Below are 23,276 nucleotides of genomic sequence, written 5' to 3' on the forward strand. Positions count from 1 at the left end.
AAAGAAATGCGATCGCTCATCATCTGTCTGGATATTTTTTTAATTAAATAAGGTTCCCAAGAAATTGATAATCGGTTTCCAAAAGATACCCGTCAACACATAAGGAGCATATTGCAACAATGGTAGCTTTGGCTGCTGCGGCTGCTTCACAGGTAAATACTCTAACAAACAAGGCACTATATAAGTGAGTCCATAAGCAGTTGCCAATGCTGTACTCAACTTCGGAGCAGAACCTGGTATCGGACTATAATAAATACCCAGGATGATGAAAGAAATCATCAAAAATTGCTCCCACAAAAACCAAGATTGGGGTGATATAAAATAAACTAATTGGGGAAAACTTTTGTCTACTTCTTGTCGCATTCCCAACAGCACAGCCCAAGTTGCAGCGCCAACCAGACCATCATCTCTGAGTCCATAGGTTTTTTGAAAGCGTTTAACGGCTCTTTCAGTTTCCCTGGTGAAATACCCATTTGGTTCCTTTTGCAAAAACCCTTCTTCGTGAAGAATGATTTGCAGTTCTTTAACTGCATCCTGTGATTCTGGAGTAATAGCCTTTTGACTGCGGTAAAGTTTGGGGTAAAAAATGCAAGCCCAACTCAATGGCCCAACTACTCCGTCCACCCGAAGATTATTTTTTTTCTGGAATTCTTTTACTGCCTCTTCTGTTTCTAGATCAAATTTACCACTGACATTTGTGAGAAAACCCTGTTCTTGCAAGTGTTTTTGTAGTTCATTAATTGAGTCTTGAACAGTATTCGGCGCAAAACCTCGGTAAAGTATGGGACGTTTTTTGAATACACAGACTTGTTTTTCTTCTGGAAAATAACGCTGTGATTGTTTGAGTCCAAACAAGATGGTTAATGATCTAATTAATTTTTTCATTTAGTTCTCCTCTTAGTAATCTTTGCAAAGATGAGGGTAAAAACATTTATGGCAAAAGTTATCTGTACATTCCGCCTAACTTTGAAAAGAAGTAACTTGGAGACGAGTCTACAAAATTACCTTTTAAGAGCCAATTGACAGAGTTAACAATTTGTTAGTGCTTTGTAACAATTTTGTTAGTGAAAATGTTGCTAATATGACATTTATGACAGACTCATAGGGTGATATTTATGCCAGGTCAGTCAATAGGTGGGAATCTATCCAAAACTTGGTCTCGAAAGGTTTCAAAGGACTGGGATATAGAGCGTTTACTGACTGATTTAGAGGCTAGAACCCGCAAAAGATACAGACAAAGCACCAAGAAAGACTTGTTACTTGGATTGCTATGTGGGTATAGCTTAAAAAAAATTAGTAAAGACTTGCACCGTAATAACGCTGTTGTCAGAGCTGGATTGAGTTATATCTATCGAGACATCGAAACTTTGACAGAAGAAGCAGATAACAGCGTTAGGTCAAGTAACCTAGTTTACATTCTCGAAAAACATGGATATCGCCGAGGTTCTGCACCTATGTCTGTTGTTGTCAGCCGCCGTATCCCCGACAATCTGCCAGCGCCAACCTACACAGAATTTATTGGTCGTGAAGCGGATATGAAAAAGCTACTAGAACGCCTTTCTCCAGATCATGGCGCTCACATGATCACCGTGCATGGCATTGGTGGCGTGGGTAAAACGGCGCTAGTGTTAGAGGCTGCGCGCTTGTGCTTAAAAGCTAGTTGTGAAAACTTGGCTGGTACACCTAAGTTTGATGCGATCATCTTCACCTCTGCTAAACAACAAGAACTGATTCCCAATAGTATTTTGCAACGACAACAGGGACAGCGCAATCTACGCGAAATCTTTCGAGAGATTGCCAATGCTTTAGAAGACTCCACTATTATTCAATCACCTCCTCATGATCAATTTGATCGCATCCGCCAAAGTTTCTCGAAGCAGCGAACTTTGTTGATTGTGGATAATATGGAAACTATGGAGGACAGAGATGAAGTCATAGAATTCCTCTATAATTTACCTATTTGTGTCAAAGTAGTAATTACTACCCGCGAACGAATTGCCTTGCTGCCGATTAGTCTGCATAACTTGCCCTTGGATGATGGTTTGCAATTAATTCAACAACAAGCAGCAGACAAATGTATAACTCTCAATGATGAAGAATCTAAGTTGCTCTACGATCGCACTGGGGGTATCCCTCTTGCTATTGTCTATGCAATTGGTCAAGTATCGAGTGGTTATTCCTTGAACTTGGTTTTGGAAAGATTAGCTTCTGCTACAGGCGATGTGGCACGTTTTTGTTTTGAGCAATCAGTGCAAGGAATGAAGGGACTGTCTACCCACAAGTTACTAATGTCACTGGCGATTTTTCCTAACTCTCCCATTCAAGCGGCTGTAGCTGAAGTAGCCGGACTGACATCTACTCCCGATGCTTTCAATGATGGCTTGGTACGTTTGCAGCAACTTTCCTTAGTGAGTCTCAATCGAGAAACGAAGCGGTATGAGATGCTTTCTCTGACTCGTGAATATGCTTTAGCCGAGTTAGCTGCTGACCCAGAGTTTGAAAAAGAAGCACGGAGACGCTGGGTAAAATGGTATCTAGATTTTGCCTATAGTTATGCTGGAGAAGATTGGGAAAAATGGATACATTATAAAAAACTGGAGCCAGAAGAAAGAAATCTCCGGGCAGTACTTTATTGGTGTAAAGATCAAGACCACTACGAAGAAGTCAGGGATTTATGGTTGCTTTTGAACCACTATGCAAATCTCTACGCCTATTGGGATGATCGCCTAGATTGGTTGCAATGGCTCATAGAACAATCAGAACGGCGTGGTGAATGGTCATCTTTAGTGAAGATTATAATCCGCAAAACTTGGCTGTTAATTCGGGAGTGTTCAGACAACAGTCTCAAAGAAGCAGACGAAATGTTGCGACGAGCATGGGTTTTGCGCGATCGCGCAGACTTATGTGTTCAAGCTGACTTAGCAGAAAATCTCGCTAGGCTACGAATTAGGCAAAAGAATTACGAAGATGCGCGATCATGGCTGAATGTAGAACAAAAGTTGGTAACTCAGGCTAATCTCGAAGAACAAAAACACATACGTCATTATATTCCCGTGCTTTATCATCGGGCGGTAATCTTTTATCAAGAAGGTAAATATGCTGAAGCCAAAACACTTTTTCAAGAAGTGATGCAAAGTGCAGAAAAAATTAATTGGCATCGGGTGATCAATTCTGCAAGAAATTGGCTAGCTGATATTGCGATTGAACAAGGCGATCGCGATAGCGCTCAACAGCTATTAATTCAAGGCTTCACTGTCGCTGAAATGACTCACAACAAAAGGCGCTTAGCTCGCTATCAACGCTCTCTTGCCCGTTGGGAGAAAAAATGGGGAAGCGCAGAAGAAGCCCATAAATTTGCAGCTAAGGCAATCAACGGTTTCAATCGCTTAGGAATGACCCAGGATGCAGGGGAAATGCAGTTTTTACTTAATTCTCCATAACTTATACTAATTCGTAATTCGTAATGACGCTCCTGCGTTGCGACACGCTAACGTAATTCGTAATTATGAAAGTGTTATGGCATCTGAGCTTCTAGGTTTGAGTTTGTTGCCGAATTTTAGAGAATGGCTATTACTGAAGCCTCTCACGGTTACAATACATTCCCAAAAATATAAATAACCCCAAGCCGAAGAGATACTTGAATGGGTCTGGTATGCTGGGATTGGGAGAGAAAAAGCCCTCAATAATACCAGCAATAACTAACATTGGCACAACGCCAAATACTAACTGTACTGCTTGATAACCGTAAAATTTCAACGCATCACCTCGGCGATATTTACCAGGAAATAAAATCGCTCTTGCTAGTAACAGTCCTGCACCACCGGCAAAAAAGATGGCAGGTAATTCTAGGGAACCGTGGGGAAATACAAACGCCCAAAAGGGATAGGCAAGATTATTTTGAGCTACTAATGTGCCTACAGCACCAATCAATAAGCCATTAAATATCATTAAATAAGTTGTATATGCTCCACCTGTAATTCCACCAGCAACAGCACCAAAGGATACGGAGAGATTGTTGATCATAATACCGCCGGATGCCAGAGGTTCAATGCCGACAATTGACCCCATCCACAATTGATGCTCATCTCGTACTTTAGTAATCAAATTTTCGGGTACTATCAGCGCCATAAATGTTGGATCTCGCCATGCATACCACCAAGCGACTATTGCCCCTAGTAAAAACATAGCGGTGGCGGCAGTAATGTAGGGGAATGTTTCCTGCACCACCGATGGTAGTCCCCAACGATAAAAGTCCACGACTGCATACCATTCCTGTCGTCGAGAACCTTGGTAAATTTGTGTATAAGCACGAGTTGTGAGAGATTGTAAACTTTGGATTAAAGTATTACCAACCTGCTGTGTACGGGCGCGTGCTAAATCTGCTGTGACTGAACGATACAAACTAGCTAATTCTCTAATTTCCGCTGCCCGCAGTGATTTTATTCCTTTAGTTTCTACTTGCTTTAACAAACTACTTAGACGTTGCCAATTCGGTTCTCGTCGGGCAATCCAACGTTGAATATTCATAAATTTTAGGCACATTGAGTTTAGCGTACCTTAAGATAGCCTCAAATTCCTCTCCGTACTTTCAAGGAAAGTTTAACATTATGTCTGAAAATTTTGGTTCTCCCAGTCCCACGCAACCACTGAGTATCGGTAACGTCGTCAGTGCGGCGGTAAGATTGTACCGTTCTCATCTGAAAGAATATTTTCTGCTTGCTCTGAGGGCTTATATATGGCTCATAATTCCAATTTACGGATGGGCAAAATTTTATGCTCTGACAGCGCTAATTTCTCGCTTGGCTTTCGGCGAATTGGTCAATCAACCCGAAAGTATTTCATCGGGTGAGCGTTTCGTAAATTCTCGATTGTGGCAGTTTTTGGTGGTAATACTGTTACTGTTTCTTGTTGGTATGGGAATTGGCTTGGCAGCTTTGATTTTATTTGTTTTGTTGGGCGTTTTGTCGGCAGCGCTAGTCGGGGGGATAGGCCAGCAAGGAAACCCTGCTACTTATCTTTTGTTTGGTCTGCTTGCTTTTGTAGTGGGTATTGCGGCACTTGTGGCAGTTTTGTGGTTAGTGACACGGTTTTATTTAGTGGATTTACCCCTGGCTGTCGAGGATAATGTTAATGGTGCATCAGCCATTAGCCGCAGTTGGGATCTAACTCAAGGTCATGTCTGGCGGATACTTTTGATTTCATTTGTTGCCTTTTTGATCACAGTACCTCTGCAAATTATCGTTCAGATTCTTACGAGTATTCTGCAAGTTCTTTTTGCGTCTGTACTACAACAGGAATCTGGCATTTTCACTTTAGTTTTTTTCTTACTAGTCCTAGCTTTAAGTTTCTCCAGTGGTGCGGTTATTGTACCGTTTTGGCAGACTGTCAAAGCTGTTATTTATTATGACCTGCGGAGTCGGCGTGAAGGGTTAGGTTTGAAGCTACGCGATCGCGAAATTTAAATGCCAGCACCAAGACTACTATGCACATCTTTAACTACGTTAAATTTCGCACGCCAGAAAGTGTAGAACTAGAATTCACTCTCGCTGGCATAGGTAATCGTGCCTGGGCTTTAATAATTGACTATCAAATTTTAGCTCTGACTTTGGTCGTATTTTTTATTGCCTGGACTATAGTTTCAGTGCAATTAGTAGGTTTTTGGAAAGATATTTTTGGCTCCGCATCACTTCTTTGGTTGATAGCGATCGCTTTTATTACCTGGTTTGTTATTTATGTAGGTTATTTTGTATTTTTTGAAACTCTCTGGCAAGGTCAAACCCCTGGTAAACGCTTAGCTAAAATTCGCGTAGTTCGGGATGATGGTAGACCCATTGGGCTGCAACAGGCCACTCTACGTGCCTTACTACGACCCTTTGACGAATTCCTGTTTATGGGAGCATTTTTAATTATGTTTGGTCGCCGTGAAAAGCGTCTAGGTGATTTAGTCGCTGGCACAATTGTGATTCAGGCTCAAACATTTACTGCATCGGCGACCTTAATAATTTCAGAACAAGCAAGGTCGCTGTATGAACATTTACTGCAAATTGCTGATTTATCACCATTGTTACCAGATGATTTTGCTGTAATCCGTGAGTATTTACAGCGACGTGGTGCAATGGCATTAAAGGCGAGAACTGCACTAGCTTTACAACTAACTCAACAGGTAAAAGCTATTATTGACCTAGAAAAATTACCAGACAATTTTGCCCCAGATTTGTTTTTAGAAGCTGTTTACCTTGCTTATCAACAGAGGGAATAGGAGGCAGGGGAGCAGAGGGGCAGGGAAGCAAAAAGAGGGGAAAAGGTGAGCCAGCGCGGTCTTGGGGGTTTCCCCCATGAGCGACTGGCGAACCCCAAAGGGGTTAAAGGGTAAAGGGTAAAGGACGAAGAAATAAACCCTTTCCCCCTTACCATTCCCCTTTACCCCTTCTTATCCATGCCCAATGCCCCATTTTTCAAAAATCTAAACTCGGCCAGTCTGGCTCACGATGATAGTAGGTCATATCGTCAAATTTCCGCAATTCGACACGGTTAATCAAAAATTCTGGAGAATTTAGCAACCATTGCTGATTTAACTGAGAAAGCACGGTGCTGAGATTTGTGCGGTCTAGATCTGGCGAAACCTCCCCAAAGTAGCCTAATGTAATATGTGCTGTAAAGTGATAGTGCTGTTCAATACCCAAAGCAATTAACTTCGGATTTTGATAAATTGTGCGACGAAATTGAAGAATCTGTTCGTAGCAATATTCATCCTGGGGTACTAAACAAACACCAACAGCTCTTGGCATCACTATTAATCCCAGCATTTGCCAAGAAATTGAGTTAGCTCCTTTTGTCATGGATTGTTGATATTGCTGAAATATTTCAGCACAGCAAGAGCGTAACTGTTGTTCAAATTCAGGATTTTTTGCACAAGCGTCACGGTAGGCATCGTCCCAAATTAAATCCGCCAAAGTTAAATGAAAGCTGGCAGGAGGTACAGGGACAATCAAATCGTTGTTCACAGGTAACTGTAAGAGTTCCTGTTGGTAAGCTTGTAACTGGGCATAGAAAGCAGAGTTTTTTGATTCTTCTGCCGCAGTCGGAGTAATTAGGGTGTAGCCAGGGAAAGGCGCTGCTTGTCTAGATCCGGAATGTGGCTGAAATTTAGCTGATTCCTGGATATGCTGGATTTGAGTTCTGTAAGCTTCTGGCAGCGTCATTCTTGCTACCCGATTCAGGTAAGTTTGATAGTTGTCGTCCAATCTTCGTAGCCTCGCGCTCTCACTTGATAGATTTTAGGGAAATTTGCTCAAATTAGCAGAGTGTTTAAAAAGTATTTAGCTTTTTAAAATAAGGACAGAGGAAAAGGGGCTAGGGAGCAGGGGGAGCAAGAAGAGGGGGGAAAGGTTAAAGGATGAAGAAACAAATCCTTTAACCCTGCCCCTTATCCCCAAAGGGGGCCCCACCTTCCCCTTTGCCCTTCTTACCCATGCCCCATGCCCAATGCCCCATGCCCCATGCCCTTCATCTTCTCTGAGGTTTTTCTATGCCAATTTACGTTTACTGGGGTGAGGATGATTTTGCCATCGAACAGGCGATCGCTTCGTTGCGCGATCGTGTTCTCAATCCTTTATGGACAAGTTTTAACTATACTGCATTTCCCCCAGAGCAGCCTGACGCTGTGATTCAGGGGTTAAACCAAGTGATGACACCAACCTTTGGCGCAGGTGGCCGTTTAGTGTGGCTGAGCAATACTACCATCTGTCAACATTGTCCAGAAAATTTATTAGCAGAAATGGTGCGAACCTTGCCGAGCATTCCAGACAATTCTTTTTTATTGCTTACTATTCACAATAAACCCGATGAACGACTAAAATCTACAAAATTACTCAAACAATTCGCCGCTGAGTTCCGAGAATTTCCTCTTATTCCTCCCTGGAAAACGGAATTAATCATACAATTGGTCAATCAAGCTGCTCAAGCTAGGGGGATGAAATTGACTCCTAAGGCCGCGGAAGTTGTAGCAGAAGCTGTAGGCAATAATACACGGCTTCTCTACAATGAATTAGATAAATTGCGACTTTATGCAGGAGATAATAATCAGCCTTTAAGAGAAGATACTATTATCCAATTGGTAAGAAATACTACACAAAATAGCTTACAATTGGCAGCAGCAATTAGAATGGGGGACGCAGCTAAGGCTTTAACTATCTTGAGCGATCTCATGAATGCTTCTGAACCAGGGTTACGGATAGTAGCTACTCTCATTGGTCAATTTCGCACTTGGTTATGGGTCAAGATAATCATGGACAGTGGTGAGCGTAATCCCCAAGCGATCGCTAAAGCTACTGAAGTAGGCAACCCAAAACGTATCTATTTTTTACAACAAGAAGTAAAATTTCTTTCTGTACAGCAATTAATTGCTTGCTTACCTCTATTATTGGAGTTAGAGCTTAGTCTCAAGCAAGGATCTGCGGAAATATCTGCACTTCAGACTAAGGTTATAGAACTTTGTCAAGTATGCCGAGCAAGTTAACACTATAGAAACAATTTGGACTACCTTATGGTCTTCTGGAACTTCTCGCTCTTAAAATAATTCAAAGTTATTAACATATCCCTACTATAGTTCTGTGTCACACACCTTACCTTATGAAAATAACTCTTGATTTAATTTACCGAAATAGCTTACAACAGATGTTTCCCCACAGTTTATGTTTCGGCTTTGTTGCCACTGCTAGTTTAGTTGCTAGTACTTTGACATGGAGTTCCAAAGCTAACGCGCAAGCTTTATCTATTGATAATACTGAAGTTACTAATTACGCTCAAGCAGTTTTAGCAATGGAGCCATCACGTCAAAGAGCTTTTGAAGAAATTAAAAAACTTATTGGTAACGGAGAAATTCCTAAGATTGTTTGTAACGATTCTAACAGTATGAATGGCTTACCAAACAAAGCTAGAGATATCGCCGTGAATTACTGTAATAGCTCTCAAAAAATAGTCGAAAATAATGGTCTTAGTATTGATCGTTTCAATAATATTACTGTAGAGCTACAAAATAATACCAACTTAAAACGGCAAGTGTACAATACATTAATACGTTTGCAAAAAACTCCTGAAGCTCGATAAATTAAATTTTAAAAAAGCTATTACCCCCGCATTGATACGAGGGTAAATATTAGTTATGTAGAATAACTTCACTATTCATATACTTCAATCATTAAGTGTTTTACCTTGTCGCGATAAATCTTAATTTTTGTGCCATCTAACTTAGTTAGTGTGAAGAAATTTTCTTCATTAAAGGTAACTGATTGCTTAATGATGGCAGTTAACATTATAAATAGTAAAGACTGGAGCTTAAGTAGATAGGATATGAACAAGTTAAAAGCTACAAGTTTTATATAGCGGATAATCTTTGTTTATGACCTAAATGTGATGGCTATAGCAATTTATAACAAAATTGAGTAGTTGTAACTAATTTGGATTTGTTAGAAACTCTTGTCGTTTAGCATGAATGTTTTTCATGTGCTTTTTCACTGTGTTTAAAGTAATGTGAAGTTTAGTGGCAATCTCTTTGTAGCTATAGTTACTTCGATATAGACACCAAATTTCAGCTTCTCGCGGTGTTAATTCGTATTTTTTGATTTCTGCGATCGCTATATTTTTCATGGATTCATAACGGTTTTCAATCGTTACTAGCAAGCAAGGAATATCGAATGTTTCTAAATCCAAAAATCTTACCCGAATGCGAAAAATAGTTAATTTATCAAGTACAATTTCGTCAGATAACATCATAATTGGATCAGACAAAAACCTCTGACTATCAAGTAGAGATTGGCAAAGATGCCAGATAGTTGACGGAATAGAATTAGAATCGAAATGTCCTTGATTTAGTTGACAACAAATGTGGTAAGCAGATGCATTAGCATGAACTAGTTCACCTGCTGCTGTTAAAATTAAAATGCCATCTCCTAATCCTTCTAAAATTTCTTGTAAAAACTCAGCTTGTTGTAAATTCCGCAATTTAACACTTGGTCGTTTTGGTGAAACTACGGTATTTACATTTGCAGATGTCTTTGCGAGCGTAATCATAATTAGTTTCTTCAATGTTCACAAAATGGCTCATTTGATAGACTTCATTTGGCTTCAAAATTGCACCTGGAGTTTTTAAGAGATATGTAAAAAGTACATCTCTCTTAAATAATTCTTTACAAAGAATGTAATACTTAATTCTAGTAATTACTACCAGTCAATGAGTTTTACAGCCTTCTTGGTAACATTGTTTAACTACAAACCTTAAATTGTCTATTTCGGATGAAGCGTCTGAAAGTAACAATTTATCGCATGGCTCGTAGCTTGATATAGCAATCGGCTTTGATTTCTGAACTAGCTAGGCAATATTATGATTATTTTTCCCTGCCCCTCTGCTTGTTAAGTACGTCCCACTAGGCTAGCAACCACTGTCGCTAATTCAGCTGGCTCAATGGGTTTAGGCAAATGTAGTTGATAACCTTCTTTGATTGCTCGCATCCGATCTTCGACTCTAGCATAGGCTGTCAAGGCTGCTGCTGGAATGTTTCCGCCTTGTTCTGATGGTTGCGATCGCAGTTTACGGATTAAAGAGTAACCATCTTCCTCAGGCATACCGATGTCGCTCACTAAAACATCTGGTTTCCACTGTGAAATTAGTTGCAACGCCTCTTGTACCGATGCAACTACCCGCACTTCGGCTTGACACTGTTGGAGGACTGTCAAAATAAATTCACGAGTATCGGCTTCGTCATCTACAACTAGTACTCGCACACCTAACAAAGAGGTGCCTATGTGTGGAGGAGCGAAATCTCCTTCTTTCTTGGTGCTTTTTGGCTCCACAATCATCTCTGTAGTTGGCAACAAGAGTGGTAATTTGACTGTAAAAGTCGCTCCTTTATTTTCACCCTGACTATCTACATCGACACTACCGCCATGTAATTCGACTAAATGACGGACAATTGCTAACCCTAGTCCCAGTCCACCGTGTGACCTAGTACTGGAACTATCAGCTTGACGAAACCGATCAAAGACGTAAGGCAGAAATTCCTCAGTGATACCTACGCCTGTGTCAATTACTTGGATTTGAGCATAGTTGTCAGTTTTCTGGCATTTTTCTTGACAACTAACCACAGACAGCCTAATTTTTACCTTACCACCGCGGTTTGTAAATTTGATGGCATTAGATAGCAGATTCCAGATGATTTGCTGTAAGCGTTCAATATCACCGGAAACTAAAAAACTTGAATTTGGATGCTTTGCTTCGATGAATCCACTCTCTGACTCTGGATTGTTTTGATTTAATTCCAATCTCAAATCGATTTCTTTAGCTTGAGCAGCTAGGTTGACAGTTTCAATTGCGGACTCAATAAGGGGAACCAAATCACAAGTACGGACGTTGAGGCGCAACTTACCTCTAATCATCCGCGAAATATCTAACAGATCTTCAATTAGCTGAGTTTGCGCTCTGGCATTGCGCTCGATGGTCTCTAATGCCTTAGCTGTCTGAGTTTCGCTGAGTTTACGGGCCCGTAGTAGTTGGGCCCAGCCAAGGATAGCATTGAGGGGCGATCGCAATTCATGGGACAATATCGCCAAAAATTCATCTTTCATGCGGTTGGCTTCACTCAATTGCTCAGTTTGCCGCTGCAAAGAAGCAATTAAGTTAGCGCGTTCCATAGCAATAACTATCTGGTCGCAAACTGCTTGCATCATCCCTCTTTGATTATCGCTGAAGCGGGAGCGACTGCGACTGCCAAAAGAAAGAGTCCCTAAAAGCTGTCCTTGAGCTATTAACGGGTAACTATAATAAGCATTAACCCCTAAAGAACGAATCAATTCTGTTTTTGGGTCAGTTGATTGTTGCACATTTTCTAGAGAAATGGGACAACGCCCTTGAGCTACAGCACCGCAAACGGCTTGACCAAATTTTAACCACTCAATTTTTTTGGCTAATTCCTCCGAAAAACCTGTGTAGGACGTTAGTCGCATGACCTGGGAATTGTCCTCAACCAAATAGTTTAAGTAAATATCTAAACCAATTTGCTCTTTTAGTTTTTGGAAAACACTGTCAAGCAGTGCCACTGGTTCTTGACTGGAAAGCAAATCGTTGGCTGTGCTAAATAGTAGCTGGAGTCTTTTGTAACCTAATGATAGGGCTTTTTCTACTTCCTTGAGATTGGTAATATCTTGGAATGCCAAAACGCAGGTAGCTGGATAACCGTGCATTGCTGGAAGACTATCAGCAAATATATGTAGCGAATGCACGCCTTTGGGCGTATGCCAATCTATCTCTACCCCATCCAAACGTTCTCCACGGGCGACTCTTACCCCAGGCATTTGCTCATTGGGGATGCGTTCCCCTGCTGCATCTGTGCAATAGTAAACTGTATGATACTTTTCGGCTGGAATATCTTGAGGGAATTTACCTCCAGCTACTTCATCAGCAGCTCGATTGGCAAATGTTACCCGTGCTGTTCCCGGTTCAATAAATAGCAATGGCATTGGCATCAGATTTAACACATCTTCCAACCATTTATGATGGTTTCGGAGGATTGATTCTGCTTGCTTACGTTCTGTAATATCCAAAAATGCACCAACAGATCCTCTGGTATTACCTTCTTCATCAAACAGTGGTGCAACGTACTCTAACAAATTCGCAATTTTGCCATTTTCATGGACGATATCGAGTTCATAATTGAGACATTCGACACCATGAGCAGCAGAGTATTGCATAGGGAGTTCCTCTGCTGAAAGTTCTCTGCCCTCACGGTAAACTTTAAAGTTTGTGGGCCTTTCGTGACTGGGAGCGCTGAGGGAAGCATTAATATTTGGCGAGATTCCCAACAGGTTGGCAAATGCTGGATTTACTTTAATATTTTTGCATTCTGGATCTTCAGCAATACCAATGCCAACTGGGATCACTTCTAATAAGGTTTGGAACTCAGTGACGCGACGCTGTAAATCCTTATTGAGCTTTACTATTTGTTCTTTTGCTTGTCTGCGTTCGCTCAAATCGAGAATAAAAGCAACTGATTCTTCGCGTTTTTCTCCTAGTAGTACATAACCAACTAACACTGGGATGCGGCTACCATCTTGGCGAATGTATTCTTTTTCGTAAGGTGTACAAGTACCTTTGGCATTTGCCTTTGCTTCTAAAATGCTTTGTTCATCTAAATATAGAAACTCTGGTGGCGTAATATTGTTCCAACTTAACTTACCTGCTAGTAAATCCTCACGGGTATAACCAATCATCCCCAAAAATTCGTCGTTTGCTTGTTGAATACCGCCGTACACATCAGCAAACAAAATACCAATGACGTTAGCATCTACAAAGCTTCTGAGTTTTTCTTCGTAAGCTTTGAGTTCGTTTTGAGTTTGATCATTTTGGCGAGAGAGGCGTTCAATAACTGCTGCACTTTGCCACACCAAAATAACAAAAATGACAATTAGGACTATAGCGAATATTGATACTGCGAAAGCTGGGCTATAATGTCCTGCTTGTTGACCTGCTACAATTAACCATCCCACCCAAAAAGGAACTGCGATCGCGGCAATTAACAAACGACGCGCCAATAAGCCGCCGTAGGTATCACTCATAATTACCCGCATGAATCCTTGTTCGGTATGCACCCACAAAATACCAACACAAAGCACAATGAATGTCAGTGCCGTGTATAGTTCCATTGATCTGGTGTAAGGAACAAGACCGTAGAGAACTTGTACATTGTAGGCATGGCCAATGACAGCCTGTAAGGAAAACACCGCAGCGATCGCAGTGAAAATCTGAGCATACCAATAGCTATGTTGGGTTTTTGGGTAAAGCTGAAGCTCTAAAGCTCTGCTGAGCAGTATAAAGTTTAAGGCGGTGTTCAAACCCATCAATTCTGGATGGAACACCATCACAGTACTTGGAAAATCGCCGAACAGCCGGAATACATACTGCACTAGTGTCAGCAAAGCAATCAGGCCAACAGCTGCGGCAACAAGCCTAGAAAGCTTTAAATAGAAAACGCGAGGACGAGAAGAGTTTCTTTTGTCTTTTGTCTGCTCAGACTGGGAATTTAACTTTTTAACTTTGAGCGACAGCCATAATGAAATGCCAGACAATAGAAAACATAAGGCTGTATTTGCCTTCATAATTACTGGATTGGCAAAAAAACCTACTTGAGGAAATTCAAAGCCAAAATACCTACCTAGGAGTACCAAGCCGCCGACCGCAATTGCGATCGCACTTGCCACTTGTACTACTAGTAAATTATGTAAATCTTGCGATCGCAAGCGGTTGACGTTTGACATGGAGGTTTTTGTAACCGCCTCTATCTAAGGTAGTAAATTTCAGTGTTGTTGAGCAGCTGAAATACTTAATATACTTTAGTGATCTATTATACAATAAATGATTTAATTTTTTCATCTATCTATATGCATATTTTATAGTTACAGTCTTGAATTAAGGAATAATAATTGCTAAAGTAATCAAATTTTGTTTTCAATAAAGCACCTTTGAGATTTTTATCTAGTTTAGAGGATAGCATTGCAGCTCGATTGATTGCCTCTGCTCATAAGTTGTTAAATACTTAATTTACATATTAACGGGCAACAGGGAACAGGGAATAGGGAACAGGGACTGTCTGTGACGGGGGATTTAAGCCCTTTCAAGGGTAGGGCTTGAAATTCTTACCCCCAATTTAAAGTGTGCAACTTGTATGCACAACTGATTATTCACATTATTTTGCAGATAAATAAAAGAAAGAAAGAAAGAAGTTAGCAAAATTAACCTCTTTCTCTCTGGGCTGAATAGGTGTAAGTCAAAAAAAATCGTGGTGGAGAATTAGAGACTTTCTCCATACTGAATTTTTTATTCTTCTCAAGTAATTACAGTTGGTTTTTCCATGCTGGTAAACGTGCGTACTTGAGCAACTTCATCTGCGATCGCAATGAAGTCTGCAAGGCTCTGTTGTGGATCAAGGTTGTGTTTGCTGCTATCTGGCTCATAGCTTTCTAAATAAATTCGCAATGTTGCGCCTTGAGTTCCAGTTCCAGAAAGACGATAGACAATACGAGAACCATCGGTAAATCCAATGCGGATACCCTGATTTTCGCTGATGCTACCATCAACGGGATCGGTGTAGCTAAAGTCATCGCTGTATTTGACTTCGTACTTACCAAATTTTTTCCCCTTAAGATGGGGAATTTGAGCGTGAAGTTTAGCCATTAATTGATTAGCGCGATCGCTATCTATAGCTTCGTAGTCATGGCGAGAATAGTAATTGCGACCGTATTTTTGCCAATGTTCCTTTAAGACTTGCTCAACGGGTTGTTGTTTGACTGCTAAGATATTTAGCCAAAATAACACTGCCCATAGTCCGTCTTTTTCACGAATATGGTTAGAACCACTACCAAAGCTTTCCTCTCCACAAAGAGTAGCTTTATTTGCATCTAACAAGTTACCAAAGAATTTCCAACCTGTTGGGGTTTCATAGCAATCGATACCCAAATCGGCCGCTACTCGGTCAGCTGCTTGACTAGTAGGCATAGAACGCGCTACTCCTGCCAAACCATCAGCGTAACCAGGAACTAAGGTAGCATTAGCTGTTAAGACTGCTAAACTATCACTTGGTGTGACAAAAAATTTGCGTCCTAAAATCATATTGCGATCGCCATCGCCATCAGAAGCTGCGCCAAAGTCGGGAGCATCTTCACCAAACAGTATGTCTACCAGTTCATGAGCGTAAACTAAATTTGGGTCAGGGTGTCCACCACCAAAGTCTTCTAAAGGAATACCATTAATTACCGTACCTTTAGGTGCGCCTAGTGTTTGCTCAAATAAATTCCAAGCATAAGGCCCAGTCACAGCGTGCATTGAGTCCATACACATCCGAAAATTACCACTAGTCAGCAGTTCTCGAATCCGCCCAAAGTCGAATAGCGACTCCATCAGTTTTTCGTAGTCTTGTACTGCATCAATGACTTCTACCACCATATCTGCCAACTTAGACTCACCTAATGTGTCTAAATTTACATCAGGCGCGGCCAAAATTTTGTAGTGGTCTATAATTTTGCTACGCTCAAACATTGCTGCGGTCATCTTTTCTGGTGCAGGGCCACCATTACTGCTGTTATACTTAACGCCAAAATCTCCTTCGGGCCCGCCGGGGTTGTGACTCGCAGATAGAATTATGCCACCAAGAGCGTTGTACTTGCGAATCACACAAGAGGTTGCTGGGGTAGACAAAATACCACCAAGACCGACTTTCACACGTGCAACACCGTTAGCAGCGGCCATTTTTAGGATGATTTGAATTGCTTGTCGATTATAGTAGCGACCATCACCACCCAGAATTAAGGTTTGTCCTCGCAAATCTCCTACAGTATCGAAGATAGATTGAACAAAGTTTTCCAGGTAATGCGGCTGTTGAAAAACGGTGACTGCTTTTCGCAGCCCAGAAGTACCAGGCTTCTGATCAAGGAAGGGGGTGGTAGAAATGTGACGGATGCTCATGAAAATATTTAGTAAATAAAACGTTTTTCTCTTTCCAAGTGCTTATTATAAGAATTTCTACTGCTCACTTAGTTAACAAAATTTTTAGCCATGTATAATCAGGCGGGCTATTCTGCTTTATGAATACAATTCGCGAAGCCTCTCTTTCGCGTTAGAGCTTTGAAGGATAAGAGCAGGCATCAATGGGTACAAGTGAATTCACCAATTTACTTAGTCGATGCATTGGCATTGTTAGTCGATGCATTGGCATTGTTAGTCGATACAATCGCATTGTTAGTCGATACAATCGCATTGTTAGTCGATGCAATCGCATTGTTAATCGATGCATTGGCATTGTTAGTCGATACAATCGCATTGTTAGTCGATACAATCACATTGTTATACCATTTCACGAACAATCTGATACAGACATAAACCCTGAAAACTTTGCTGCATCTAAGTTCTTTAATTGCGAATTGCGATCTTCGCAGCGTAAAGCCTGCGGCATAGCTTCTCTACGAGACGCTAACGCGAACGCTTAGAGCGACGAAGGAGCGTCATTGCGTTAGCGCAGCGTTAGCGACGAAGGAGCGTCATTGCGAATTGGTATTAGTCGATACAATCGCATTGCAAGTCAATGGGGCAGTTTTAGAAGACTTGTGTGTACACCGTAGAGAGGCACAAAGAATAAAAGTTTAAGAGGGCTTTACTGTTAATTAATTTCTCGCTCTACAAAAAATAAAGACTTGGAGCGAGATAAACTCCAAGTCTAAAAACTTAATTTTGATTAAAAAATTACTCTTGATTTAGAGCGTCAAAGATTGGGGATTTGTTTCAATCAATTTTGCCAAATCTTGTAAAAATGCCGCAGCATGAGCGCCGTAAATAATGCGATGGTCAGAAGTAATATTCACTTGCATTTGTGGTCGCACGGCAAATAAGCCATCACCTGTAGCTACTACTTGTGGACGAGATGCCCCGATCGCTAAAATTGACCCTTGTCCGGGTGGTAAAATTGCATCAAATTTATCTACACCGAACATCCCTAAGTTCGATAAGGTAAAAGTGCCACTATTATATTCTTCGGGTTGCAGTTGTTTCGTTCTAGCACGTTCTACCAAAGACTTCCAAGTACGCGAGAGTGAATAAATATCTACCATGTCTGCATTTTGCAACACAGGTGTAATCAATCCCCCATCATCCATTGCCACGGCTACGGCAATGTTGATGCCAGAATGATAAACAATTCCTTGATCTGAATAGCTGGCATTTAATAATGGGTGTTTTTGTAATGTCACTGCTACAGCTTTCGCTAGCAGGGCGGTCATTGTTACCCCTTTAGATTTAATCTGCTTGTAAAGCTTATCTAATCCATCAGTAGTAATGGTGTAACCAACATGGAATACTGGTACAGCTAGGCTAGCTAGCATATTTCGGACTACAGCATTTTGGAAGGTAGTTAGAGGCACTGTTTGACCAGGAACAGCTGCAACAGCTGGTGTAGGTGCAGGTGCTACTGTTGGAGGTGGTGGTGCAACTGGGGTAGTTTGTGCAGGTCTTGATGGAGTAATAGGTGTAGTGGCGGGTTGCTTGCCTTGATTAACAGCAGTTTCCACATCCTCGGCGACAATGCGACCGTAAGGGCCACTACCTTGTAGATTACTCAAATCAACTTTTAATTCTTTGGCCAACTTGCGGGCGCGGGGCGAGGCGACGAGTCTGCCTTCTCGGTGGTTAGAACCATTTTGAGATGCCAAAGCAGGTATTCCCGCTGAGGCAGTGGCTGCAACTGGCTCAGGAGCAGAACTAGGAGTAGCCGTAGTACTACCTGAATTGCCCAAAGATTTGGCGGTTTCGATTTCGGCTTCTGTCTCTGCTACGTAGGCGATCGCAGATCCTACCGTTGCCGTATCACCAGCTTGCACTATGATGTGGGCAAGATATCCCTCATAGAAGGATTCCACATCCATATCTGCCTTATCTGACTCGACAACCACCACGGTCTCGCCTTTTTCCACTTTATCGCCAGGCGATTTTACCCAGGAGACGATTTTACCTTCGGTCATGGTAGAGCTAAGCGCCGGCATAAATACTTCGTGAATGCTCATATGGTGGTTTCAGAATCAATAGTTTATGGACTTTAACAGCTTTTATCAGATCGAATTGTATCTCGGCACGAGAGTTTTGGATTCGAGATTTTCTATTTTAGATCAGGGTATTGATGAAGCAGAGAGATCGGGGATGCAGTGAGAGCAGAGGGGCAGGGGAGCAAAAACAATAACAACTGACAACTGACAACTAACAACTGACAACTGACTATTTACCCAGGAACCTCAAGACAACGTAAAGGTCTATATATTTGTAGCGATCGCAAATCGCTGGTCGAGATTGTGTTTTGACGGGTGATTATCAATAGTCAATATAAACCTTTCACAACTCAAACTAAATTGTTATGTATGTTTATATTTATCACAATCACTAACCCAGGCAGAGGAGGTTTTCTACAGAATATGATATGTGGTTAGTGGGGAAACTTCAATTTAAAATTCAAAATTGATAGTTGATCTGTTTGAAATTTTTGTTTAGTTTTATTATGTCGGTAAAATGGAAATTGTTTTTGATTTTGATACTAAGTGTCTTTGCCACCGCTGGTGCTGGCATTTATATCAATCAGCACCAACAATCTATATCGGTTCCAGAAACTACCAATAGTCAACAGCAGCGATTCACAATAGTACAACAGGCTCAGGATGTTACAGTATTCCCAGAGCGTGCCCACTATAAAACGATACCATTAGAAAGTATCACCTCTGCTCTCCAAGGTAGTGATCCTGCAACTCTAGCTTTAAATGCGTTAGATGAGCAAATAACAATACAAGGGAAGCGTAAGGTAGAGGTAGATTATCCGCAACAGAACCATGCTTTAGTGACTATTACCCAAATTCAGTCCAATGGTGATACCGCTAATGCAATTAAATATCGATTTGAAATGCAAACCTTGGGGCGATCGCTTTTAGTTAGTTCCCCTGCTATGTGGCAAATTGTTTGGGCTGGCTCCCAGACACAATGTCAGACTGGGAGCCGCCCCCACAAAAATTTAACTCAAAGCTGTCAGTGAAAGTATGAAGTGTGAAATATGAAGTTTCATCCTTCAGCCTTTATTTAAATATCGCCGCGAATTTCTTCTACAACGCCATCCCGCAGAACGATTTCAACTTGCATTTTGCTAATCAAGTTATCACCTCGTTCGACCTTAAAAAAGCCTTCCATTTGGAATTGATTAACTTCTTGATCCAACTCAAGAAACTGCACTTGTTGGAGATTTTGTAAGAGTTGATTTTTTTGCTCTAACAGTTCACTTTTCTTTTGATTGACTTGGAGTTGGATGTTGTCAATTTGTTGCAGTGTCTGGGGGCCAGGTGGTTGCAGACTTTGCTTTTGAATAGCGGCGATCGCTCTTTGTCCTTCAACGTCAAGTTGTTGCAGTTGCTGATCGCTTTGATTGATTTGCGCTTGCAATTGCTGTTGTACTTCCTCTTTCCAGAGGGGAGTCACAATGACTTTGACATTAACTACGCGCTTCAGAAGCAATTGAGGGTTGGAGACATCCATAAAAGTTTCACGTTCACTCTATAGTTTGCAGGCGGAATTATTAGGCAAACATTCCGTCAATAATATCGCGATAGTGTTCCGCGACAATGTGTCGCCTGATTTTCAGGGTTTGTGTCATCAAACCATTTTCAATAGAAAACGGCTCTACAACTAATCTGAATGGCCCAATGCGGTCATCTGGTCGATAACCTGGACGGTTTTTCACTTCCCGATTCAATTCTTGCCGAAATAAATCCTGGATTATTTTACTCTCCAGGTCAATTTTTTGACTGGATGAGGAGGTAACATTGTCATCCTGTACACTTAAAGTGAGGTTCTGACTGGCTGCCCATTTTTCTAGGGCTTCGATATTCGGCACAATTAAAGCACCGAGGCTACGCTGATCTTGACCGACAAGCATGATTTGGTCAATGAAAGGCGATCGCAAACAAGCATCTTCAATTGGCTGCGGCTCGATATTCTCTCCATTGGTTAAGACAATCGTATCTTTGGCTCTGCCAGTCAACACTAAGTCATTTTGTGGTGTTACCCAACCCAAGTCGCCGCTATCAAACCAACCTTCAGCATCAATGACTTTCGCCGTTGCTTCTGGATTTTGGTAATAACCTTGCATGATTTGGGGGCCTCTCAACAACACCAAGCCTCGTTTTCCAACTGGTAGAGGTTGGCGAGTTTCAGGATCTATAATCTTAACTTCTGTACCGGGGATTGGTTGCCCGGATGAACCACGGAAATTGCGCCAAGGGCGACGTGCATTGGTTACAGGAGAAGTTTCTGTTAAGCCATAACCTTGTAAAAGCTCAACTCCAGTAATTTCAAAAAAGTTATCGATGTGCCTTGGTAGCGCACCGCCACCGCTAATCACATACTTCATTTGTCCTCCTGTAGCTTGCCGTACTTTGGCATAAACCAGGCGTTCTCCTAAAGCATGGATGGGGAACAAAGCGGATGCTGTGATTTTAGCTGTTAACTTTTGGAAGGCTGAGGAATCAAGATGATCTAAACTCAAGCCTTCAGCAATTCGCCGCGCTTTAATATATTTCTCACTAGTCTCCAGTAAAAATTTAATTAGGCGTTGCTTGCTTGCTGGTTGTTCACGGAACTGCTTTTGGACTCCTTCATAAATCGATTCCCACAGGCGCGGCACAGCTATCATGTAATTGGGTTTAAATTCTTGCAAATCTCGTTTTACAGAACGTAAGTTAGTGTAAATTTGCGTGCAACCTTGAGAAAGCAAGAAATATTCACCACTGCGTTCGTAACTGTGCCATGTAGGCAGGATGCTGAGAACCATATCTCCTGGTTGTGGTTGAATTACTGCCCCCAGAGTTTTTATCTGATGCATTAAATTGTTGTGAGAAAGCATCACGCCCTTGGGTTTACCTGTAGTCCCAGATGTATAAATTAAAGTCGCTAAGGTATCGGGGCTTGGCTTGACTGGCACAAAAGTATGGTTGATACCAATTTCTATCAGCTGTGAGAAGTTCAGCACCTTGAGGGTTTCATCTTTTGGTGGTGCTTCATCTGAAAGTGAGATTACTAGGTGAATAGGTAAATCATGCAAGCGATCGCGCAGTTTTTCTAGTATCTTGAAATCTTCAACTACGAGTACTGTGCTGCCACTATGAGAAACGATATACAGCAATTCTTCTTTTTCTGCTTGGGCGCTACGCACTGCATCAATTGCCCCAGCAGTCATGATCCCTTGATCAGCAATGAACCACCGTGGACTATTATCAGCAATTAAAGAGACGCGATCGCCTGCTTGGACACCTAATGATTGTAAACCAGCAGCAAATTGTTGAATTTTCTCCGCTAGCTGGGCATAAGTAATTACTACTTCTGGTTTAGCATGAGGATTACGGAGGGCAACAATATCACCAAATCGCTTTGCTGCCAATGGCCAAATATCTGGTAATAAATCTACGTTTGTATAATTTACTAAACGCTGTAATTCCTGGCTTTCTCGCTTTGTGATCTGAGATAAAAAAGAAGATGCGGGTTGAGTTTTCGACATCATATCACCTCACTGTAATAAATTGTCTATTTTCCAGCTTATTGTGCGATCGCGCTACATTGTCTATCCTTAATATCTACATCCCATACTGTGTAAGCAATTTCGTGAATTAAACGGTTGTATTGATAAAAGTTTATGTTAAAGTTAAGTTATATAAAAAAAGCAAAACAATGGATTGCCTTATAATTCGTTGCTATGCACAATGTTTGCAGCTAAAAATAGAGACCACCTATTTTTTAAAGGGGGTGATTACCTATCGGTTTAATAGATGCTGTGCTTCTAACCTTAATTAATGCCGCTGCCTGTCTGGCGCTGCCCAAGTTTCTCTCTACTATTCTGGCGTTTAAAACCAAAGCAGCTAAAACATCAAAAAAGGTTTCAAAACCCCGAACAGTCGAAATTGCAATTACTAGTTTCCCTTATTGTACGACTTACGCCTTGACTGGTAGCCAGTTTTGCAGATTTAGTCCTCATTTCTGTTCCAAGTGTTCCCCAAATTAATGGTGTGTCTGAAGATATAAATCTTTGCATAGTTCATACCAATTTTGAACTGTAAGCGTGCAAAATAAGGGGGTGACGCTCGTTCCTCGCTACCGCTTCGCTAACGATACCCCCTTATTTTGCATTATGCTTTTGGGTAAGCGCGCCACCCCGTTGTTTCTGAGTGCGAACTTTGCCACGGGGAGTATCCCCGGTGGCAAGATTCGCCTCAATGTACCGCTTCACTGCTTCTTCCGAGACTCCACCAACAGATGAGTAAAATGTGCCATCACTCCACATTCCCGAACCCCAAAAGCGACGTTTTTTTTAAGTCTTTGAATGTATTTAATTTACCATCAGAAAGGTTTTTTCCTTTAATGAACCAGTGTGCAGAGATATTTAATGCACACATTGATTGGGCTTTTACTAACAGTACCCATAACAAAAATAAGGCACACAAGGAACTGTACCACCTGTTAAGAGTTCAGTTTCCTTTTGTGCCTTCTGGATTATTGCAAACAGTTCGAGATAACGCACTTGAGGCAATTAAAGCCACCAAATTCAAAAGCATTCCCCAGAAGAAACCAACATCAGGATGGGAGCAACGCGAAAAAGTGAGATCGTCGTGAAATGAGCAGGGGAAGCGGGGGTAGCTGGGGTAGCTGGGGGAGAAAAGAG

15 protein-coding genes and 1 pseudogene are annotated in these 23,276 nt (G+C 41.5%); 6 read left to right on the forward strand and 10 right to left on the reverse strand.

The annotated features are described in order from the left end of the window. Positions 1-39: 39 nt before the first annotated feature. Positions 40-885, reverse strand: coding sequence for a peptidoglycan-binding domain-containing protein (locus tag I8751_RS16450; RefSeq protein ID WP_214440213.1), 846 nt, complete (start codon positions 883-885; stop codon positions 40-42). A gap of 230 nt (positions 886-1,115) precedes the next feature. Here I8751_RS16450 and I8751_RS16455 point away from each other — a divergent pair, with 230 nt between their 5' ends. Continuing rightward, positions 1,116-3,440, forward strand: a complete 2,325-nt coding sequence (locus I8751_RS16455) for a tetratricopeptide repeat protein (RefSeq protein ID WP_214440214.1) — start codon at positions 1,116-1,118, stop codon at positions 3,438-3,440. A 130-nt stretch (positions 3,441-3,570) separates the two neighbouring features. On the opposite strand, the gene I8751_RS16460 is transcribed toward I8751_RS16455, so the two are convergent. Continuing rightward, complete coding sequence (locus tag I8751_RS16460) at positions 3,571-4,527, reverse strand: stage II sporulation protein M (RefSeq protein WP_214440215.1); 957 nt, start codon at positions 4,525-4,527, stop codon at positions 3,571-3,573. An 80-nt stretch (positions 4,528-4,607) separates the two neighbouring features. On the opposite strand from I8751_RS16460, the gene I8751_RS16465 reads away from it, so the two are divergent. Together I8751_RS16465 and I8751_RS16470 are read left to right on the forward strand one after the other, a co-directional pair. Next, complete coding sequence (locus I8751_RS16465) at positions 4,608-5,462, forward strand: glycerophosphoryl diester phosphodiesterase membrane domain-containing protein (RefSeq protein WP_214440216.1); 855 nt, start codon at positions 4,608-4,610, stop codon at positions 5,460-5,462. Positions 5,463-5,482: 20 nt separating this feature from the next. Next, positions 5,483-6,259, forward strand: a complete 777-nt coding sequence (locus I8751_RS16470) for an RDD family protein (RefSeq protein WP_214440217.1) — start codon at positions 5,483-5,485, stop codon at positions 6,257-6,259. A 196-nt stretch (positions 6,260-6,455) separates the two neighbouring features. Here the strand turns inward: I8751_RS16470 and I8751_RS16475 are convergent, their stop codons facing one another. Continuing rightward, on the reverse strand, positions 6,456-7,244 hold the full coding sequence (locus I8751_RS16475; RefSeq protein ID WP_214440218.1) for a DUF1868 domain-containing protein: 789 nt from the start codon (positions 7,242-7,244) through the stop codon (positions 6,456-6,458). Positions 7,245-7,528: 284 nt separating this feature from the next. On the opposite strand from I8751_RS16475, the gene holA reads away from it, so the two are divergent. Both holA and I8751_RS16485 read left to right on the forward strand, forming a co-directional pair. Then, positions 7,529-8,518, forward strand: coding sequence for a DNA polymerase III subunit delta (gene holA, locus I8751_RS16480; protein WP_214440219.1), 990 nt, complete (start codon positions 7,529-7,531; stop codon positions 8,516-8,518). Positions 8,519-8,631: 113 nt separating this feature from the next. Next, a complete protein-coding gene (locus I8751_RS16485) occupies positions 8,632-9,108 on the forward strand; it encodes a DUF4168 domain-containing protein (protein ID WP_214440220.1) in 477 nt (158 codons plus the stop codon). 345 nt (positions 9,109-9,453) lie between these two features. Here I8751_RS16485 and I8751_RS16490 read toward each other — a convergent pair whose 3' ends face one another. The 4 genes from I8751_RS16490 to I8751_RS16505 all read right to left on the reverse strand — a co-directional run bounded on the left by I8751_RS16490 (position 9,454) and on the right by I8751_RS16505 (position 18,597). Continuing rightward, positions 9,454-10,071, reverse strand: a complete 618-nt coding sequence (locus tag I8751_RS16490) for a helix-turn-helix transcriptional regulator (RefSeq protein WP_214440221.1) — start codon at positions 10,069-10,071, stop codon at positions 9,454-9,456. A 339-nt stretch (positions 10,072-10,410) separates the two neighbouring features. Then, positions 10,411-14,307 carry an ATP-binding protein gene (locus tag I8751_RS16495; protein WP_214440222.1) on the reverse strand — a complete coding sequence of 1,299 codons (3,897 nt, stop codon included), beginning with the start codon at positions 14,305-14,307 and terminating at the stop codon, positions 10,411-10,413. 568 nt (positions 14,308-14,875) lie between these two features. Continuing rightward, positions 14,876-16,510, reverse strand: coding sequence for an alpha-D-glucose phosphate-specific phosphoglucomutase (locus I8751_RS16500; protein ID WP_214440223.1), 1,635 nt, complete (start codon positions 16,508-16,510; stop codon positions 14,876-14,878). Between the two features lie 785 nt (positions 16,511-17,295). Further along, on the reverse strand, positions 17,296-18,597 hold the full coding sequence (locus tag I8751_RS16505; protein ID WP_214440224.1) for a dihydrolipoamide acetyltransferase family protein: 1,302 nt from the start codon (positions 18,595-18,597) through the stop codon (positions 17,296-17,298). 509 nt (positions 18,598-19,106) lie between these two features. Here I8751_RS16505 and I8751_RS16510 point away from each other — a divergent pair. Continuing rightward, positions 19,107-19,607, forward strand: a complete 501-nt coding sequence (locus tag I8751_RS16510) for a hypothetical protein (RefSeq protein ID WP_318780337.1) — start codon at positions 19,107-19,109, stop codon at positions 19,605-19,607. A gap of 44 nt (positions 19,608-19,651) precedes the next feature. Here the strand turns inward: I8751_RS16510 and I8751_RS16515 are convergent, their stop codons facing one another. The 3 genes and pseudogenes from I8751_RS16515 to I8751_RS16525 form a co-directional block, all read right to left on the reverse strand. After that, positions 19,652-20,101, reverse strand: coding sequence for a YlqD family protein (locus tag I8751_RS16515; RefSeq protein WP_214440226.1), 450 nt, complete (start codon positions 20,099-20,101; stop codon positions 19,652-19,654). A 40-nt stretch (positions 20,102-20,141) separates the two neighbouring features. Continuing rightward, entirely contained in the window at positions 20,142-22,118 is a 1,977-nt protein-coding gene (locus I8751_RS16520) for an AMP-dependent synthetase/ligase (protein ID WP_214440249.1), read from the reverse strand. A 615-nt stretch (positions 22,119-22,733) separates the two neighbouring features. Further along, positions 22,734-22,910 (reverse strand): annotated as a pseudogene (locus tag I8751_RS16525) (hypothetical protein); the annotation flags it as partial. Positions 22,911-23,276: the final 366 nt, after the last annotated feature.

It is taken from the genome of Atlanticothrix silvestris CENA357 (assembly GCF_016056295.1).
Lineage (GTDB): Bacteria > Cyanobacteriota > Cyanobacteriia > Cyanobacteriales > Nostocaceae > Atlanticothrix > Atlanticothrix silvestris.

Coding starts and splice junctions, on each gene's coding strand:
- I8751_RS16450 (WP_214440213.1), bottom strand. CDS start 885: ATGAAAAAATTAATTAGATCATTAACCATCTTGTTTGGACTCAAACAA.
- I8751_RS16455 (WP_214440214.1), top strand. CDS start 1,116: ATGCCAGGTCAGTCAATAGGTGGGAATCTATCCAAAACTTGGTCTCGA.
- I8751_RS16460 (WP_214440215.1), bottom strand. CDS start 4,527: ATGAATATTCAACGTTGGATTGCCCGACGAGAACCGAATTGGCAACGT.
- I8751_RS16465 (WP_214440216.1), top strand. CDS start 4,608: ATGTCTGAAAATTTTGGTTCTCCCAGTCCCACGCAACCACTGAGTATC.
- I8751_RS16470 (WP_214440217.1), top strand. CDS start 5,483: ATGCACATCTTTAACTACGTTAAATTTCGCACGCCAGAAAGTGTAGAA.
- holA (WP_214440219.1), top strand. CDS start 7,529: ATGCCAATTTACGTTTACTGGGGTGAGGATGATTTTGCCATCGAACAG.
- I8751_RS16485 (WP_214440220.1), top strand. CDS start 8,632: ATGAAAATAACTCTTGATTTAATTTACCGAAATAGCTTACAACAGATG.
- I8751_RS16490 (WP_214440221.1), bottom strand. CDS start 10,071: ATGATTACGCTCGCAAAGACATCTGCAAATGTAAATACCGTAGTTTCA.
- I8751_RS16495 (WP_214440222.1), bottom strand. CDS start 14,307: ATGTCAAACGTCAACCGCTTGCGATCGCAAGATTTACATAATTTACTA.
- I8751_RS16500 (WP_214440223.1), bottom strand. CDS start 16,510: ATGAGCATCCGTCACATTTCTACCACCCCCTTCCTTGATCAGAAGCCT.
- I8751_RS16505 (WP_214440224.1), bottom strand. CDS start 18,597: ATGAGCATTCACGAAGTATTTATGCCGGCGCTTAGCTCTACCATGACC.
- I8751_RS16515 (WP_214440226.1), bottom strand. CDS start 20,101: ATGGATGTCTCCAACCCTCAATTGCTTCTGAAGCGCGTAGTTAATGTC.
- I8751_RS16520 (WP_214440249.1), bottom strand. CDS start 22,118: ATGTCGAAAACTCAACCCGCATCTTCTTTTTTATCTCAGATCACAAAG.